Annotated in this window: 14 protein-coding genes; 7 read left to right on the plus strand and 7 right to left on the minus strand. The window is 71.7% G+C overall.

Annotation, left to right across the window (positions count from 1 at the left end; genetic code table 11):
- Positions 1 to 72: 72 nt before the first annotated feature.
- On the minus strand, positions 73 to 2808 hold the full coding sequence (gene ppc, locus IG88_RS0133575; protein WP_031049440.1) for a phosphoenolpyruvate carboxylase: 2736 nt from the start codon (positions 2806 to 2808) through the stop codon (positions 73 to 75).
- Between the two features lie 292 nt (positions 2809 to 3100).
- Between ppc and IG88_RS0133580 the strand changes: the two genes are divergently transcribed.
- The 3 genes from IG88_RS0133580 to IG88_RS0133590 are packed head-to-tail and all read left to right on the plus strand — an operon-like array spanning position 3101 to position 5979.
- Positions 3101 to 4111 (plus strand): acyl-CoA desaturase, encoded by a 1011-nt coding sequence (locus IG88_RS0133580; RefSeq protein ID WP_031049442.1) that lies wholly within the window; start codon positions 3101 to 3103, stop codon positions 4109 to 4111.
- A complete protein-coding gene (locus tag IG88_RS0133585) occupies positions 4108 to 4785 on the plus strand; it encodes a TetR/AcrR family transcriptional regulator (RefSeq protein WP_031049443.1) in 678 nt (225 codons plus the stop codon). The genes IG88_RS0133580 and IG88_RS0133585 overlap by 4 nt, the downstream gene beginning before the upstream one ends.
- An 18-nt stretch (positions 4786 to 4803) precedes the next feature.
- Positions 4804 to 5979, plus strand: a complete 1176-nt coding sequence (locus IG88_RS0133590) for a CaiB/BaiF CoA transferase family protein (protein ID WP_031049446.1) — start codon at positions 4804 to 4806, stop codon at positions 5977 to 5979.
- Positions 5980 to 6084: 105 nt separating this feature from the next.
- Here the strand turns inward: IG88_RS0133590 and IG88_RS0133595 are convergent, their stop codons facing one another.
- The gene (locus IG88_RS0133595; RefSeq protein ID WP_031049448.1) at positions 6085 to 6906 is read right to left on the minus strand and encodes a trans-aconitate 2-methyltransferase; all 822 of its coding nucleotides are present in this window, start codon (positions 6904 to 6906) and stop codon (positions 6085 to 6087) included.
- A gap of 118 nt (positions 6907 to 7024) precedes the next feature.
- Here IG88_RS0133595 and tamR point away from each other — a divergent pair, with 118 nt between their 5' ends.
- Entirely contained in the window at positions 7025 to 7522 is a 498-nt protein-coding gene (gene tamR, locus IG88_RS0133600) for a MarR family transcriptional regulator TamR (protein WP_007450665.1), read from the plus strand.
- Here tamR and IG88_RS0133605 read toward each other — a convergent pair.
- A complete protein-coding gene (locus IG88_RS0133605; protein ID WP_030404920.1) occupies positions 7481 to 8248 on the minus strand; it encodes a response regulator transcription factor in 768 nt (255 codons plus the stop codon). The two genes, tamR and IG88_RS0133605, sit on opposite strands and share 42 nt — an antisense overlap.
- A 279-nt stretch (positions 8249 to 8527) precedes the next feature.
- Between IG88_RS0133605 and IG88_RS0133610 the strand changes: the two genes are divergently transcribed.
- Positions 8528 to 8983, plus strand: a complete 456-nt coding sequence (locus IG88_RS0133610; RefSeq protein WP_031049451.1) for a GNAT family N-acetyltransferase — start codon at positions 8528 to 8530, stop codon at positions 8981 to 8983.
- Positions 8984 to 9073: 90 nt separating this feature from the next.
- Here the strand turns inward: IG88_RS0133610 and IG88_RS0133615 are convergent, their stop codons facing one another.
- The 4 genes from IG88_RS0133615 to galT form a co-directional block, all read right to left on the minus strand.
- Positions 9074 to 9988, minus strand: a complete 915-nt coding sequence (locus tag IG88_RS0133615; protein ID WP_031049453.1) for an alpha/beta fold hydrolase — start codon at positions 9986 to 9988, stop codon at positions 9074 to 9076.
- Positions 9989 to 10178: 190 nt separating this feature from the next.
- Positions 10179 to 11342 carry a galactokinase gene (galK, locus tag IG88_RS0133620; RefSeq protein WP_031049455.1) on the minus strand — a complete coding sequence of 388 codons (1164 nt, stop codon included), beginning with the start codon at positions 11340 to 11342 and terminating at the stop codon, positions 10179 to 10181.
- 38 nt (positions 11343 to 11380) lie between these two features.
- Positions 11381 to 12343 carry a UDP-glucose 4-epimerase GalE gene (galE, locus tag IG88_RS0133625; RefSeq protein WP_031049456.1) on the minus strand — a complete coding sequence of 321 codons (963 nt, stop codon included), beginning with the start codon at positions 12341 to 12343 and terminating at the stop codon, positions 11381 to 11383.
- Positions 12343 to 13401, minus strand: a complete 1059-nt coding sequence (galT, locus tag IG88_RS0133630) for a galactose-1-phosphate uridylyltransferase (protein ID WP_031049457.1) — start codon at positions 13399 to 13401, stop codon at positions 12343 to 12345. The genes galE and galT overlap by 1 nt, the downstream gene beginning before the upstream one ends.
- A 193-nt stretch (positions 13402 to 13594) precedes the next feature.
- Between galT and IG88_RS0133635 the strand changes: the two genes are divergently transcribed.
- Both IG88_RS0133635 and IG88_RS0133640 read left to right on the plus strand, forming a co-directional pair.
- Positions 13595 to 15283: a sodium:solute symporter family protein gene (locus IG88_RS0133635; RefSeq protein WP_031049458.1), complete on the plus strand. Its 1689-nt coding sequence runs from the start codon at positions 13595 to 13597 to the stop codon at positions 15281 to 15283.
- A 21-nt stretch (positions 15284 to 15304) separates the two neighbouring features.
- On the plus strand, positions 15305 to 15610 hold the full coding sequence (locus IG88_RS0133640) for a hypothetical protein (protein WP_031049459.1): 306 nt from the start codon (positions 15305 to 15307) through the stop codon (positions 15608 to 15610).
- Positions 15611 to 15799 lie beyond the last annotated feature (189 nt).

Genomic DNA, 15799 nt, shown 5'->3' on the forward strand with positions numbered 1-15799 from the left:
GGCTCGGTGAGCTCGGGGCACCGGTGTTTCACGCGCGGGCCGTCAGGGTGGCCGCGGGCCGGCCGGGCCGGGTCAGCCCGTGTTGCGCAGGCCCGCCGCAACGCCGTTGACGGTGAGGAGGAGGGCCCGGGCGAGCAGCGGGTCGACTTCCTCGCCCGCGGCGGCGGCCTCGCGCTGGCGGCCCAGGAGGGCGACCTGGAGGTAGGAGATGGGGTCGAGGTAGGCGTCGCGGATGGCGAAGGTCTGCTTGAGGACCGGGTCGGCGTCGAGGAGTTCCGTCTCGCCGGTGACGCGCAGGACCTCGCGGACCGTCAGCTCGTGCTCGGCCTTGATGGCGTCGAAGACGTGCTTGAGCTCGTCCGGGACGAGGGTGTCGACGTAGTGCTGGGCGATGCGCAGGTCGGTCTTGGCGAGGGTCATCTCGACGTTGGAGATGAAGTTCCGGAAGAAGTGCCACTGCTGGTGCATCTCGTCCAGCACCGTGTCCAGGCCGGCCTCGCGCAGGGCCTTGAGGCCGGAGCCGACGCCGTACCAGCCGGGGACGATCTGCCGGGACTGGGTCCAGCCGAACACCCACGGGATGGCGCGCAGTCCGTCGAGGGAGACGCCGGAGCCGGGGCGGCGGGAGGGCCGCGAGCCCAGGTGGAGGTCGGCGAGCTGGTCGACCGGCGTGGAGGCCAGGAAGTAGGTCGGCAGGTCGGGGTCCTCGACGAGCTTGCGGTAGGCCGTGTGGGCGGCGTCGGAGACGACGTCCATGGCGGCGTCCCAGCGGGCGAGGGCCTCGTCGGACTGGCGGGGCGCGGTGTGCAGGGCGGAGGCCTGGAGGGTGGCCGCGACGGTCAGCTCCAGGTTCTCCCGGGCGAGCGCCGGGATGAGGTACTTGTCGGAGATGACCTCGCCCTGCTCGGTCACCTTGATCTCGCCCTCCAGGGTGCCCCAGGGCTGGGCGAGGATGGCGTCGTGGGTGGGGCCGCCGCCGCGGCCGACGGTGCCGCCGCGGCCGTGGAAGAGGCGCAGCCGCACCCCGTAGCGGTGGGCGACGTCGCGCAGGCGGCGCTGGGCGCGGTGGATCTCCCACTGGCTGGTGGTGATGCCGCCGAACTTGGAGGAGTCGGAGTAGCCGAGCATGACCTCCTGGACGTCGCCGCGCAGGGCGACCAGGCGCCGGTAGGAGGGGTCGGCGAGCAGGTCCTCCAGGATGGTGTCGGCGGCCTTGAGCTCGTCGGTGGTCTCCAGGAGCGGCACGATGCCGATCCTGGCCCAGCCGGCGTGCAGGTCGATGAGGCCGGCCTCGCGGGCCAGGACGGTCGCGGCGAAGACGTCGTCGGCGCCCTGGCACATGGAGATGATGTAGGACTCGATGACCTCGGGGCCGAAGACCTCCAGGGCGCGCCGGACGGTCTGGAAGACGCCGAGGGTCTTTTCGCCGGGTGCATCGACGGGGGCCGGGGTGGGGGCCAGCGGCCTGCGGGAGCGCAGTTCCTTGGCGAGGAGCTTGGTGCGGTACTCGCGGGGCATGTCGGCGTAGCGCCAGGACTCCTCGCCGAGCCGGTCGAAGAGCTGGCCGAGGGCGTGGTGGTGGGCGTCGGCGTGTTCGCGGACGTCCATGGTGGCGAGCTGGAGGCCGAAGGCGGCCAGGGTGCGGATGGTGCGGGCGAGGCGGCCGTCGGCGAAGAGGCCGCCGCGGTGTTCGCGCAGGGAGGTCTGGACGATGCGCAGGTCGTCGATGAGCTGGGCGGTGCCGAGGTAGTCGCGGCCCTCTTCGTGGGGGGTGCCCTTGGCGAGGCGCTGCTTGGTGTTCTCCAGCTTCTGCCGGATGCAGGTGGCCTTGAGCCGGTAGGGCTCCTCGGCGTTGAGGCGCTTGTAGCGGGGGCTGATCTCGGGCAGCCGCTCCAGGTCGGTCTGGAGCGAGGTCAGCAGTTCCTCGGTCGCGCCGGCGTAGCGGATGGAGTTGGAGAGGAAGCCGCGCAGCTCGTCGATCATCTCCAGGGCGTCGTTGATGCCGTGTTCGTGCTGGAGGATGAGGATGTCCCAGGTGACCTGGGGGGTGACGTTGGGGTTGCCGTCGCGGTCGCCGCCGATCCAGGTGCCGAAGGTGAGGGGGCGGGTGTCGTCGGGGAGCTCGACGCCGGCGCGCTCCAGTTCGGCGGTGAGGTCCTCGAGGACGTCGCCGACGGCGCCCAGGTGCAGCTCGTCGAGGTAGTAAATGGCGTTGCGGGCCTCGTCGGCGGGTTCGGGCCGTACGACGCGCAGTTCGTCGGTCTGCCACACCAGGTCGATGTTCTCGGCGAGGCGGGTGTCCAGGCGGCGGCGGTCGGACTCGTTGACCGGGGTGTCCAGGAGTGCGGCGATGCGGCGCAGCTTGTTGAGGACGGAGCGGCGGGCGGCCTCGGTGGGGTGCGCGGTGAAGACGGGGCGCACGTTGAGGTTGCGGACCGTTTCGCGCAGGTGCTCGGGGTCGGCGTCCTTCAGCCGGTCGGCGGTACGGGCGAGGAGTCCGCCCTCGGCGGCGCGCTTGGCGCCGAGTTCGCGGCCGCGGTGGACCTGTTCGGTGACGTTGGCGAGGTGGAAGTAGGTGGAGAAGGCGCGGACGAGCTTGGCGGCGGTCTCCAGTTCGGTGCCGCGCAGCAGTTCGGCGGCTGCCTCGCCGTCCTCGCGGGTGAGTCGGCGCACCTTCTCGACGAGTTCCAGCAGCTCGGGGCCCTCCTGGCGGACGAGGGTCTCTCCGAGGAGATCACCCAGCCGGCGGATGTCGGCGCGCAGCTCGCTGCTGGTCGTCGTGGTGGTCTGGTCGTCGGCACTGCTCACAGGTGCGGCTCCTTGCAGTGTTGAAGCTCGTCTGGGAGGGAACCCGGACGGCCGTCCCGTGCGGCGGGGCGCCGCTTACCGGTCGGGTCGTCCGGGAAGTAATCAGAGCGGACCGCGCTGTCCGACCGGCTTCCAGGATAGGTGTCGGCCGGGACGCGCAGGCTCTGGGGCTCTTGCCGTGCGGCCACGCACTGCCATACTTACGTCGCCGTAGGTTACGGAACCGTAGGAAAACCGCACGGGTTTCCGGAGCCCGGCACCGGACCTGTTCTCGACCCCACAGGGGACGCGCATGACCACGAGTTCCGATGTGATTCCAGACGCTCCGCAGCCGGCCGGTTCCGCCGCGGCGTCCTCCGCCACGCTGGGCGGTGAACAGAAGCGTTCGATCGAGCAGATCACGCTGCTGCTGTTCATCGCCGTTCCGTTCCTCGCGCTGGTGGCGGCGGTGCCACTGGCGTGGGGGTGGGGCGTGAGCTGGCTGGACCTGGGGCTGCTGGTCTTCTTCTACTTCCTGGGCTGCCACGGCATCACGATCGGCTTCCACCGCCACTTCACCCATGGTTCCTTCAAGGCGAAGCGGCCGTTGAAGATCGCGCTGGCGATCGCGGGGTCGATGGCGGTCGAGGGGCCGCTGGTGCGCTGGGTGGCGGACCACCGCAAGCACCACAAGTTCTCGGACGCCGAGGGCGATCCGCACTCGCCGTGGCGGTACGGCGAGACGGTGCCGGCCCTGATCAAGGGCCTGTGGTGGGCGCACATCGCCTGGATGTTCGACGAGGAGCAGACGCCGCAGGACAAGTACGCCCCGGACCTGATCAAGGACCCGGCGCTGCGGGCGGTCTCCCGCCAGTTCGTCCTGTGGACGGTGGTGTCCCTGGCGCTGCCGGCGCTGATCGGCGGGCTGGTCACGATGTCCTGGTGGGGTGCGTTCACCGGGTTCTTCTGGGGTTCACTCGTCCGGGTGGCGTTGCTGCACCACGTGACGTGGTCGATCAACTCGATCTGCCACGCGGTGGGCAAGCGCCCGTTCAAGTCCCGGGACCGTTCGGGCAACGTGTGGTGGCTGGCGGTCCTGTCCTGCGGCGAGTCGTGGCACAACCTGCACCACGCGGACCCGACGTCGGCACGGCACGGTGTGATGCGCGGACAGGTGGACTCCTCCGCGCGGCTGATCCGCTGGTTCGAGCGGCTGGGATGGGCGTACGACGTGCGCTGGCCGTCACGCTCGCGTATCGATTCGCGCCGCACCACGGAGCAGGACGACGCCCGCCGCCGGAAGGAGACGGCGAAGGCGGCATGATTGACGCCGTGGCGACCGACTCCAGCAGCACCCCAAGCAACGACAAGCCGCGGCGCGCACGTCGCACCCGGATGACCGGCGCCGAGCGCCGCCAGCAGTTGCTGGAGATCGGTCGCACCCTCTTCGCGGAGAAGGGCTTCGAGGGCACGTCCGTGGAGGAGATCGCGGCGAAGGCCGGGGTCTCCAAGCCGGTGGTCTACGAGCACTTCGGCGGCAAGGAGGGCCTGTACGCGGTGGTCGTGGACCGCGAGATGCGGCGGCTGCTCGAGATGGTGACCGGCTCCCTGACCGCGGGGCACCCGCGGGAGCTGTGCGAGCAGGCGGCGTTCGCGCTCCTGGACTACATCGAGGAGTACACGGACGGGTTCCGCATCCTGGTCCGCGACTCCCCCATCCCCCAGTCGACGGGCTCCTTCGCCTCCCTCATCTCGGACATCGCCACCCAGGTGGAGGACATCCTGGGCCGCGAGTTCAAGAGCCGCGGCTTCGACGCCAAGCTGGCCCCGCTGTACGCGCAGGCGCTGGTCGGCATGGTGGCGCTGACCGGCCAGTGGTGGCTGGACGTGCGGCGCCCGAAGAAGGCGGAGGTGGCGGCGCACCTGGTGAACCTGGCCTGGCACGGCCTGGACGGCCTGGAGCCGAAGCCGCGGCTGATCGGGCACCGCAAGAGCTAGACGCCGGGGGGCGAGGGCATGCAGCCGCTGCGTGGAGTCACCGTCGTCTCGCTGGAGCAGGCGATCGCCGCTCCGTACGCGAGCCGTCAGCTCGCCGATCTGGGCGCGCGGGTGATCAAGGTGGAGCGCCCGGGGACGGGGGACTTCGCCCGGGCGTACGACACCCGGGTGCGGGGGCTGAGTTCGCACTTCGTGTGGGTCAACCGCAACAAGGAGTCCCTCACCCTGGACTTCAAGGATCCGCGGGGCCTGGAACTGCTGCGCCGGCTGATCGCGGACGCCGACGTCTTCCTGCAGAACCTGGCGCCGGGCGCGGCGGCCCGGGCCGGTCTGGGCGCCGGGGAGCTGCGGGCGGCGCATCCGGGGCTGATCGTCTGCGACATCTCCGGCTACGGCGCGCCGGGCCCCTACGCGGACCGCAAGGCGTACGACCTGCTGGTGCAGTCCGAGTCGGGGCTGCTGTCGGTCACGGGCACGCCGCGGGAGGTGGCGAAGGCGGGCATCCCGGTGTCGGACATCGCCGCCGGGATGTACGCGTACAGCTCGGTCCTCGCCGCGCTGCTCGAACGGGGCCGGACGGGGCGGGGCGCGCACCTGGACGTGTCGATGCTGGAGGCGACGGTGGAGTGGCTGGGTTTCCCCCTCTACTACTCCTTCGACGGTGCCGGTCCGCCGCCGCGGGCGGGCGCGGCGCACGCGACGATCTGTCCGTACGGCCCGTTCACGGCGGGCGACGGGACGATCGTGATGACGGCGGTGCAGAACGAGCGCGAGTGGCGCGGCTTCTGCGCGGGCTTCCTGCGCCGTCCGGAGCTGGCCGGTCACCCGCACTACGCCACCAACGCGGACCGCGACGCGCACCGGGAGGAGCTGGACGGGCTGATCGCGGCCCGGTTCGCGGAGCTGACCGGTGCCGAGGCGATCGCGCTGCTCGACGCGGTGCCGGTGGCCAACGCCCGGGTGAACACGCTCGCCGAGGTGTGGGACCACCCTCAGCTCGCCGCGCGCGGACGCCTGCACGAGGTGCCCACCCCGGCGGGTCCGGTCCCGGCACTGGCCCCGCCCGGCCCGACCGGCGGGGCGCCGCGCATGGAGGCGGTCCCGGCGCTGGGCGAGCACACCCGGGCCGTGCTCGGCGGTCTCGGTCTGTCGGAGGAGGAGATCGACGTGCTCGCCGCCGACGGCGTGGTGTGAGCCGGGCCCGGGGGCGCGGCGTGCCGCATGGGCCGGGGCACGGTACTCAGCGGCCGTCCCCGACCGGGGCCGGTGCTCAGCGGCCGTCCCGGCCGGGGCCGGTGCTCAGCGGCCGTCTCCCTTCCGCGCGACGGCGAAGACCCGGCGGAAGGGGAACGGGGTGCCGTGCGCCTGGGCGGGGTAGGCGGCGCGCAGGACGGCCCGGTACTCGTCGACGAACGCGTCGCGGGCGGCCGGGTCGTCGGCGAGGGCGTCCAGCACCGGCCGCAGTCCCGTCCCCTTCACCCAGTCGAGGACGGCGTCGTCGCCGGGCAGCAGGTGGACGTACGTCGTCTCCCACACGTCGGCGGTGCAGCCGGCGGCGGTGAGGCGGGCGAGGTAGGCCTCCGGGGTGAGGACGGCGTCGTCGTGGCGCAGGACGCCGGCCAGGCGGTCCCGCCAGCGCCGGGACTCGGCGAGTTCGCGCATCAGGCGGTGGCTGGGGGCGTCGAAGTTGCCGGGCACCTGGAGGGCGAGGGTGCCGCCGGGGGCGAGGCCGTCGATCCAGTCGGGGAAGCGGTCGGCGTGGCCGGGGACCCACTGGAGGGTGGCGTTGCTGACGAGGAGGTCGTACGGCTCGTCGGGGGTCCAGGTGCGGGCGTCGGCGGCGGCGAAGCCGAGGTGGCCGCCGCCGGGGGTGGGACCGGCGTACTGCCGGGCCCGTTCGAGCATCGGGGGCGAGTTGTCGTAGCCGGTGATGCGGGCGGTGGGCCAGCGGTCGGCGAGCAGGACGGTGGCGTTGCCGGGTCCGCAGCCGAGGTCGGCGATGCGGGGCGGGTCGCCGGGGAGGTCGGGGACCCGGGCGAGGAGGTCGGTGAAGGGGCGGGCACGCGGGCCGGCGTGCCGCAGGTACTGGGCGGGGTCCCAGGTGGGGGCGGTGGCGGGCATGGGGCCTCCAGGGGTGTCCGTGCGGAACGGGTACCCAGCGTCACGCCCACACTGTCTCGACGTCAAGAGAGTCGACATCAAGAGACTTCACGTCGACACAACCACTACACTGATCGTCATGGAGGACGAGGTCGATCGGCTGGTCGCAGCGTGGCGCCGGGAGCGCCCGGACCTCGACGTGGAACCGCTCGAGGTGCTGAGCCGCGTCAGCAGGCTGGCCCGGCACCTGGACCGCGCACGGCGGCTGGCCTTCTCCGAACACCAGTTGGAGCCGTGGGAGTTCGACGTGCTGACGGCACTGCGCCGGGCCGGCACCCCCTACCAGCTCTCCCCGGGACAGCTCCTCACCCAGACCCTGGTCACCTCGGGCACGATGACCAACCGCATCGACCGGCTGGCCAAGAAGGGCCTGGTCGAGCGCCTGCCCGACCCCAGCGACCGACGCGGTGTCCTGGTCCGGCTCACGGACGAGGGCCGCGACCGCGCCGACCAGTCGCTGGCGGGCCTGCTGGCCCAGGAGCGCGCGATCCTCGGTGAGCTGTCCCGCGCCCAGCGCAGCGAACTGGCGGCCCTGCTACGCCAGCTGACCGCCCCGTTCGACAACATCCCCGGTTAGGTCGGCGGGCCCCACCCCGGCCCGGCGCGCCAGCGCCACCGCGGCCAGGGTGGAGTGGACGCCCAGCTTGCCCAGGACGTTCTGCATGTGGGTGCGCACCGTGTGCGGGGACAGGTACAGCCGCTCGGCGACCGCCTTGCGGCCGAGGCCGGCGACCATGCAGCGCAGGACCTCGCGCTCGCGCGGGGTCAGCGACTCCACCAGCAGTTCGCTCTCGGTGCGGTGCTTGCGGGCGGCGGTCAGCTCGCGCAGCACGCCGGTGAGCAGGGCGGGCGGCAGGTGCGTCTCGTCGCGCAGCACGCCCCGGACGACGCTGAGCAGCCGGGACAGGGAGCAGTCCTTGGCCACCCAGCCGCAGGCCCCGGCCCCGAGTGCCAGCGCGGCCCGCCTCGGGTCGTCCTTCTCGGCGAGGACGACGACCCGGACGCCCGGCTGCCCCGAGCGCACCCCGGCGACCAGGGAGATCCCGTCCACCAGCCCGTCCTCGTTGCCGTCGCGCACGGGTACGGCGGGCCGGGCGCCGGGCACGTGACCGCCCAGGTCGGCGTCGACGAGCAGGACGTCGAACCGCCGCCCCTCGGACGCGGCGCGTTCCAGGCAGCGCAGCGCGGCCGGACCGCTGCCGGCCGCGGAGACCTCGACGTCGGGCTCGGCGGCCAGGGCGGCGGCGAGCGACTCGGCGAAGATGCGGTGGTCGTCGACGACCAGGACTCGGATACGAACCACGAAACCCCCTCCCCCGAGCTCCGCGCGGAGCAGGGGATACCCATCGTCTGTCCGTCCTCGGATGGCGGCACCGGCACGGGCGCGGATACGGCGTCCGATGTCCCGTGCCCGGACCCCGCACACACCTGTGCCGTGTGATTACTGCTACCCCCGCCCGGGCGTCGTACCCGGCAGTCCCGCCCCCTGAACGGCACCGGCCCCCACCGGTGCTGCCCATCAGAGTACGGGCGGGCGCAGGCGGCGGAAGGCTATTCGCAGAACTGACCCCCGTGCGCGTTTATGGTGTGCCGCATGTTTCGTCTAGTGACAGAAGTCGACAAGGAACGGCGCGATCTGCTGCGCGCCCGCCTGCGGGAGACGAACACGGCGGCCTCCTCCGTCCTGCGTTCCCTGCGCGGAACCCCTCACGAACGCGAATTCCCGCTGCACGTCTGGATGCTGGACGAGACCGGAGACCTGACGGGCGGCCTGGTCGGCCACACCTGGGCGACCTGGCTCCACGTCACGTACCTGTGGGTGGACGACCGCCACCGCGGCTCGGGGCTGGGCTCGGCCCTCCTCGACGAGGCCGAGCACACCGCCCGCACCGAACGCGGCTGCACCGCCGCCCGCGTGGAGACCTGGGACTTCCAGGCCCCCGGCTTCTACACGGGGCGCGGCTACGACGTCGTGTGCGTGATCCCCGACTACCCGCCCGGTGTCACGGAGTACACGCTGGTGAAGCGGTGGGGCTGAGACAGCGGGGGTGAGCTGCCTCGACGCCCCGGGCCCCGGACCGCGGCGGGGGAAGCCGCGGTCCGGGGCCGGTCAGGGGGTGCGGAGGTCTCAGTGGGCGTGGGCGGCGCGGTGGGCGACCTTGTTGACGGCCTTGACGGCGAGGTCGGGGCGGTCGGTGTGGATGTAGTGGCCGCTGCCCTTGGCGGTGGTGACCCGGCTGTCACGGGAGAGCTTGCGCCACTCGCGCTGGCCGTTGGCCCACATCTCTTCGAGGGCGGGGCCGTACTGGGGGACCTCGGCGTACTGCGACTCGTGCTTGAGGATCTCCACGGGGATGCGCCCGGCGGAGCGGACCGGTCCGTCGGCGATGACGAACTGCTCGGGGTTCTGGCCGGCGTTGACCGCGAGGGCGCCGTCGCGGAGCTGGGCGGCGACGCCGGTGGCGTCGGCGGGGACGGTGCGGTTCATGTCGCGGGTGAGGTGGGGGATGGTCGCGTCGAGGAGGACCAGGCCCTTGACGCGGTCGGTGTGGTCGGGGGCGTAGCGGGCGGCGATGTAGCCGCCGAGGGAGTGCCCGGCCAGGACGACGGGACGGTCGCCGGCGAGGCGGTCGAGGACCTTGGTGAGCAGGGCACCGGTGTCGTCCGCGGTCTGCAGGGTGCCCCGGGCGGGCTTGTCGCTCCTGCCCTCGCCGAGGCGGTCGTAGGAGCAGACGCGGTGGGTCGTGCTCAGCGTCTTCTGGAGCGGGGCCATGTTGTCCAGGCCCTCGCCGCCGCCGGCCATCAGCAGCACCAGGGGGTCGTGGCGGTGCGCGGCGCGGCCGGAGCAGGAGACGTTGACCGTGTGGCCGCCGACGCGGATCTTCTTCTCGCCGGTGAAGGAGGCCCCGGCCGAGCGCGCGGAGGCGGCGTCCTTGGCCTTCGCGTCGGCGTTGGCGTACTGCTCGCCCAGGACCAGGCCCGCGCCGGCCACGGTGGAGACGACGGCGATCGCGGCGGTCGCCTTGGCGAGGGTGCGGAACATGGGGGCCTCCAACGGGCAGGAACGGGGCGGGTGTCGGGTGCTCAAGGGTCTTGCTCGGCCGCCCGGTTGTCGTTCCCGGCGACTGAGGAAGACTCTAGGAACCCGGCCGTCCCCGATCGTCACCCCGCGGTGGACACCTGCCCGTAGCTCCCCCGGGGGACAAGCCCCCGGGCCGCCGCCCCGGCCCCGGTCAGAGCAGCCGCCGGGCCCCCGCCGAAGGCACCGCCTCGAACACCCGCGGCTCCTTGAGCCCCGCGGCCGCGAAGGCGTCCTCGACCGCCTTGGTGACGGCGTCCACGTCGGCGGCCTCCACCAGGACGATCGCCGAGCCGCCGAAGCCGCCGCCGGTCATGCGGGCGCCGAGCGCGCCGGAGGCGAGGGAGGTGTCGACGACCAGGTCCAGTTCGGGGCAGGAGATGCGGAAGTCGTCGCGGAGCGAGGCGTGGCCCTCCACCAGGACGGGCCCGATGGCCCGGGTGTCGCCGGACTCCAGCAGCGAGACCACCCGCTCGACGCGCTCGTCCTCGGTGACGACGTGCCGGACCAGGCGGCGCACCTCCTCCTCGTCGCCCAGCCGCTCCAGTGCCGCGTCCAGGCCGTCGTACGGCACGTCGCGCAGGGCGTCGACGCCCAGCAGCGCGGCGCCCTTCTCGCAGCCGGCGCGGCGCTTGCCGTACTCGCCCTCGCTGTGGGAGTGCTTGACGCGGGTGTCGACGACGAGCAGGCGCATGCCCTCGGCGGCGAGGTCGAAGGGGATCTGCCGCTGGGAGAGGTCGCGGGTGTCCAGGAAGAGGGCGTGGCCCTCCTCGCAGCACGCGGAGGCCGTCTGGTCCATGATGCCGACGGGGGCGCCGACGTAGACGTTCTCCGCGCGCTGGCACAGCCGGGCCAACTGCCAGCCGCGCAGGCCGAGCGAGTACAGGTCGTTCAGCGCCAGGGCCACCACGACCTCCAGGGCCGCGGAGGAGGAGAGCCCCGCGCCCGACGGGACCGTGGAGGCCAGGTGGACGTCGGCGCCGGTCAGCTCGTGACCGGCCTCGCGCAGCGCCCAGACGACGCCCGAGGGGTACGCCGTCCAGGACTTGTCCGAGCCGGGGGCCAGGTCGGCGACGCGCAGTTCGACGGGGTCGGACGCGATGTCGGCCGAGTGCAGGCGCAGGATGCCGTCGTCGCGCCGGGAGACGGCCGCGACGGCCTGGTGCGGGAGGGCGAAGGGCATGACGAAGCCGTCGTTGTAGTCGGTGTGCTCGCCGATGAGGTTCACCCGGCCCGGCGCCGCCCACACCCCCTCCGGCTCCGCCCCGTACAGCTCCCGGAACCGCTCGCCGACGGTCCCCGCGACAGCCTCGCCCATGCCCTGACCCCTCGCCCTTCCGGTAACTGCGGTAAGTACTAGCCCGCGCGCCGCTGCGCGAACTCCCACGCGTCCGACACGATCCCCGCGAGGTCCGCGCGGGACGGGTTCCAGCCCAGTTTCTCGCGGGCGGTGTCCGCCGACGCCACCAGGACCGCCGGGTCGCCGCCCCGGCGCGGGGCCACGACCTCGGGGATCGGGTGGCCCGTCACCCGGCGCACCGTCTCGACGACCTCGCGGACCGAGAAGCCGTTGCCGTTGCCCAGGTTGCAGATGAGGTGCTCGCCCGGGGTGGCGGCGGCCACGGCCAGCAGGTGCGCCTCGGCCAGGTCGGCGACGTGGATGTAGTCGCGCACGCAGGTGCCGTCCGGCGTCGGGTAGTCGTCGCCGAAGACGGAGACGGCCTCGCGCCTGCCCTGCGCCACCTGGAGGACCAGCGGAATCAGATGCGACTCGGGATCGTGGCGCTCGCCGTACTCCCCGTACGCGCCCGCGACGTTGAAGTACCGCAGCGAGACCGCGCCCAGGCCGTGGGCCGCCGCCTCGCCGGTGATCATGTGGTCGACGGCGAGCTTCGAGGCGCCGTACGGATTGGTGGGCTTCGTCGGCGCGGACTCGACGATCGGGACCTGCTCCGGCTCGCCGTAGGTGGCGGCGGTGGAGGAGAAGACGAGCCGCCGCACGCCCGCGCCCCGCATGGCCTCCAGCAGCGCCATGGTCCCGCCGACATTGTTGTCCCAGTACTTCTCGGGCTTCACGACCGACTCGCCGACCTGCGAGAAGGCGGCGAAGTGCAGGACGCCGTCGAAGGAGCCGTCCAGCCACTTGGCGGCGTCGCGGATGTCGCCCTCGACGAACGAGGCACCCGCCGGCACGCCTTCGCGGAATCCGGTCGACAGGTTGTCGAGCACGACGACCTCGTGCCCGGCCTCCAGCAGGTGCTGGGCGACGACGCTGCCGACATATCCGGCCCCGCCCGTCACCAGGTACTTCCCGCTCATCAACTCGCTACCTCTCGCAGTCGCTCGGCCGCGCGCTCCGGCGGCACGTCGTTGATGAAGACGTTCATACCGGACTCGGAACCCGCGAGGAACTTCAGCTTGCCGGACGTACGGCGGATGGTGAAAAGCTCCAGGTGCAGCGCGAAGTCGTCCCGCGTCACACCGTCGAACTCCTCCAGGTGCCCGAACGGGGCCTGGTGCCAGGCCGCGATGTAGGGCGTCGGAGGCTCGCCCTCGCCGAAGATCCGGTCGAAGCGTCTCAACAGTTCCAGATAGACCTGGGGGAATTCTGTGCGCGCCGCCTCGTCGAGCCCGAGCAGGTCGGGCACCCGCCGCTTGGGGTAGAGGTGCACCTCGTACGGCCAGTGCGCGGCGTACGGCACGAAGGCGGCCCAGTGCTCGCCTTCCAGGACGACCCGCTCGCCGGAGAGCTCCCCGGCCAGGACGGCGTCGAACAGGTTCTCCCCGCCGGTCGCGTCCTTGTGGGCGGCGAGGGAACGCAGCATCAGGGCGGTGCGGGGGGTGGTGAACGGGTAGGCGTAGATCTGCCCGTGCGGGTGACCCAGTGTCACGCCGATTTCGGCGCCCCGGTTCTCGAAGCAGAACACCTGCTCGACGGAGGGGAGATGGGACAGCTCGGAGGTGCGGTCGGTCCAGGCGTCGAGCACGAGCCGGGCCTGCTCCTCGGTCAGATCGGCGAAGGAGGCGTCGTGGTCGGAGGTGAAGCACACGACCTCGCAGCGGCCGGAGTCGCCGGCCAGCGAGGGGAAGCGGTTCTCGAAGACCACCACGTCGTACGACGAGTCCGGGATCTCGCTCAGCCGCTCCCCGTCCGACGGGCACAGCGGGCACTGGTCGGCCGGCGGGTGGTAGGTGCGGCCCTGCCGGTGCGAGGCGACGGCGACCGAGTCGCCGAGCAGCGGATCACGACGCACTTCGGACGTGGTGACGGTCCGCTCCAGCGGACGGCGGTCGACGGCATCGCGCACGGTGTCGTCCCGCAGGTCGTAGTAGACCAGCTCACGGCCGTCGGCCAGCCGGGTCGAGGTCTTCTTCACTGCCGCACTCCTCTGCGCCCACCCGTCCCATCACCAAACACAATCAAACATAACACGCCACAACCCACCACAGCCGCCTTCGCACCCTCCCTTCATCACGATCAAACAAAGTTCATCACCGCAAGTGTTCAGTTTCTGAACGCGGAGGCGTAGGTTCCGCTGCGGATCAGTTCGCGAACGAAGCGAGTGCTCAATGCAAACCCCCACAAGCACCACATATCTGGCCGCCGAGCTTCGACTCCCCACCAACTGGCTCGACTACACGATCCTCGGCATCTACTTCCTGGTCGTGCTGGGCATCGGCTTCGCGGCCCGCCGCTCGGTCAGGACCAGCCTGGACTTCTTCCTGTCCGGCCGTTCACTGCCCGCCTGGGTCACCGGTCTCGCCTTCGTCGCCGCCAACCTGGGCGCCACCGAGATCCTCGGCATGGCCGCCAACAGCGCCCAGTACGGCGTCTACACGACCCACTGGTACTGGATCGGCGCCATCCCGGCGATGGTCTTCCTCGGCCTGGTGATGATGCCGTTCTACTACGGCTCGAAGGTCCGCTCGGTCCCGGAGTTCCTCCTGCTCCGCTTCGACAAGGCCGCCCACCTGCTCAGCTCGGCCCTGTTCGCCGTCGCGGCCATCCTCATCGCCGGTGTGAACCTGTACGCCCTCGCGATCGTCGTCGAGGCCCTCCTGGGCTGGCCGGAGTGGGTCGCCATCGTGGTGGCCGGCTTCTTCGTGCTGGCGTACATCACCCTGGGCGGCCTGTCCTCGGCCATCTACAACGAGGTCCTCCAGTTCTTCGTGATCCTGGCCGGCCTCATCCCGATCACCGTCCTGGGCCTGAAGAAGGTCGGCGGCTGGGACGGCCTGTCGGACTCCCTCTCCCACTCCCACGGCTCCGACTTCATGACGGCGTGGGGCGGCACGGGCATCGGCAGCGACAACCCGCTGGGCGCCAACTGGCTGACCATCGTGCTCGGCCTCGGCTTCGTCCTGTCCTTCGGCTACTGGACGACGAACTTCGCCGAGGTGCAGCGCGCCCTGTCGGCGAAGAACCTCTCCGCGGCCCAGCGCACCCCGCTGATCGCGGCCTTCCCCAAGATCTTCATCGTCTTCGTCGTGATGATCCCCGGCCTGGTCGCCGCCGTCCTCGTCCCGAAGATCGGCACCCCCGGCTCGGACCTCCAGTACAACGACGCGATCCCGTACCTCATGCAGCAGTTGCTGCCCAACGGCGTCCTGGGCATCGCGGTGACCGGTCTGCTGGCCGCCTTCATGGCGGGCATGGCGGCCAACATCTCCTCCTTCAACACGGTCTTCACCACCGACATCTGGCAGAAGTACGTGGCGAAGGACCGCGAGGACGGCTACTACGTCCGCTTCGGCCGCCTGATCACGGTGATCGGCGTCCTCGCCTCCATCGGCACGGCGTTCCTGGCCTCCTCGTTCTCCAACATCATGAGCTACCTCCAGACGCTCTTCTCCTTCTTCAACGTGCCGATGTTCGTGGTCTTCATCATCGGCATGTTCTGGAAGCGGGCGTCCATGAAGTCCGGCTTCTGGGGCCTGGTCGCGGGCACGACCGCCGCGATGGTGAACTACTTCGTCATCTACAAGCAGGGCATCATCGACATCCCCTCCGACCAGGGCGCCAACTTCGTCTCCGCGATCGCGGGCTTCGTCGCCGGTGCGGTGGTCATGGTCGCGGTGTCCCTGTTCACCCGGCCCAAGCCGGTCGCCGAGCTCCAGGGCCTGGTCTACGGCACCACGTCCCCCGGCATGGCGGAGCCGCCGGCCAAGGGCGACGACGCGTGGTACCGCCGGCCGGCGCTGCTGGGCTGGGGGGCGGTCGTCCTGGCCGCCGCCTGCTACGTCCCGTTCTCGTTCTGATCGCGGGAGGATTGAGAGAGCATGTCTGATTCCTACTCCGACAAGAACCTCCAGGACGAGGTCTCCGAGCTGGAGACCAAGTCCGCCACCGCCGCGCGGCTGTTCGACATCCGGCGGATCATCGGCGGGCTGTTCGTGATCTACGGCGTCATCGTGACGATCGCGGGCTTCGCGGCGTCCGACGCGGAGATCGACAAGGCGCAGGGGGTGAACATCAATCTGTGGACCGGGGTGGGGATGCTGGTCCTGGGCCTCTTCTTCCTGGCCTGGCTGAAGCTGCGCCCCGCGGCACCGCCGGCACCGCCGCTGGAGGAGGCCGACAAGTGACGGTACGTCCTTGACACCGGCCCGGTGTCCTCGGGTCCCCGGCGCGGGTGCGGGGGGGGGGCGGGTGGGGTCGCGAGCCCGGCGCTGGCGGGGTGCCGCTGCGCCCACCCGTGCCGCCCCTAGCGGCACGACTGCCCGCAGCTACGGGGCCGGCAGTCGCGTACGGCGCGAAGGGGTCGTGTCGGGGGG

The sequence above is a fragment of the Streptomyces sp. NRRL F-5650 genome (genome assembly GCF_000721365.1).
In the GTDB taxonomy this organism is placed as follows: domain Bacteria; phylum Actinomycetota; class Actinomycetes; order Streptomycetales; family Streptomycetaceae; genus Streptomyces; species Streptomyces ardesiacus.

Bases quoted from the DNA above. Each gene is read 5' to 3' on its own strand.
- IG88_RS0133580 (WP_031049442.1), top strand. From the start codon at position 3,101: ATGACCACGAGTTCCGATGTGATTCCAGACGCTCCGCAGCCGGCCGGT.
- IG88_RS0133585 (WP_031049443.1), top strand. From the start codon at position 4,108: ATGATTGACGCCGTGGCGACCGACTCCAGCAGCACCCCAAGCAACGAC.
- IG88_RS0133590 (WP_031049446.1), top strand. From the start codon at position 4,804: ATGCAGCCGCTGCGTGGAGTCACCGTCGTCTCGCTGGAGCAGGCGATC.
- IG88_RS0133595 (WP_031049448.1), bottom strand. From the start codon at position 6,906: ATGCCCGCCACCGCCCCCACCTGGGACCCCGCCCAGTACCTGCGGCAC.
- tamR (WP_007450665.1), top strand. From the start codon at position 7,025: ATGGAGGACGAGGTCGATCGGCTGGTCGCAGCGTGGCGCCGGGAGCGC.
- IG88_RS0133610 (WP_031049451.1), top strand. From the start codon at position 8,528: ATGGTGTGCCGCATGTTTCGTCTAGTGACAGAAGTCGACAAGGAACGG.
- IG88_RS0133615 (WP_031049453.1), bottom strand. From the start codon at position 9,988: ATGTTCCGCACCCTCGCCAAGGCGACCGCCGCGATCGCCGTCGTCTCC.
- galK (WP_031049455.1), bottom strand. From the start codon at position 11,342: ATGGGCGAGGCTGTCGCGGGGACCGTCGGCGAGCGGTTCCGGGAGCTG.
- galE (WP_031049456.1), bottom strand. From the start codon at position 12,343: ATGAGCGGGAAGTACCTGGTGACGGGCGGGGCCGGATATGTCGGCAGC.
- IG88_RS0133635 (WP_031049458.1), top strand. From the start codon at position 13,595: ATGCAAACCCCCACAAGCACCACATATCTGGCCGCCGAGCTTCGACTC.
- IG88_RS0133640 (WP_031049459.1), top strand. From the start codon at position 15,305: ATGTCTGATTCCTACTCCGACAAGAACCTCCAGGACGAGGTCTCCGAG.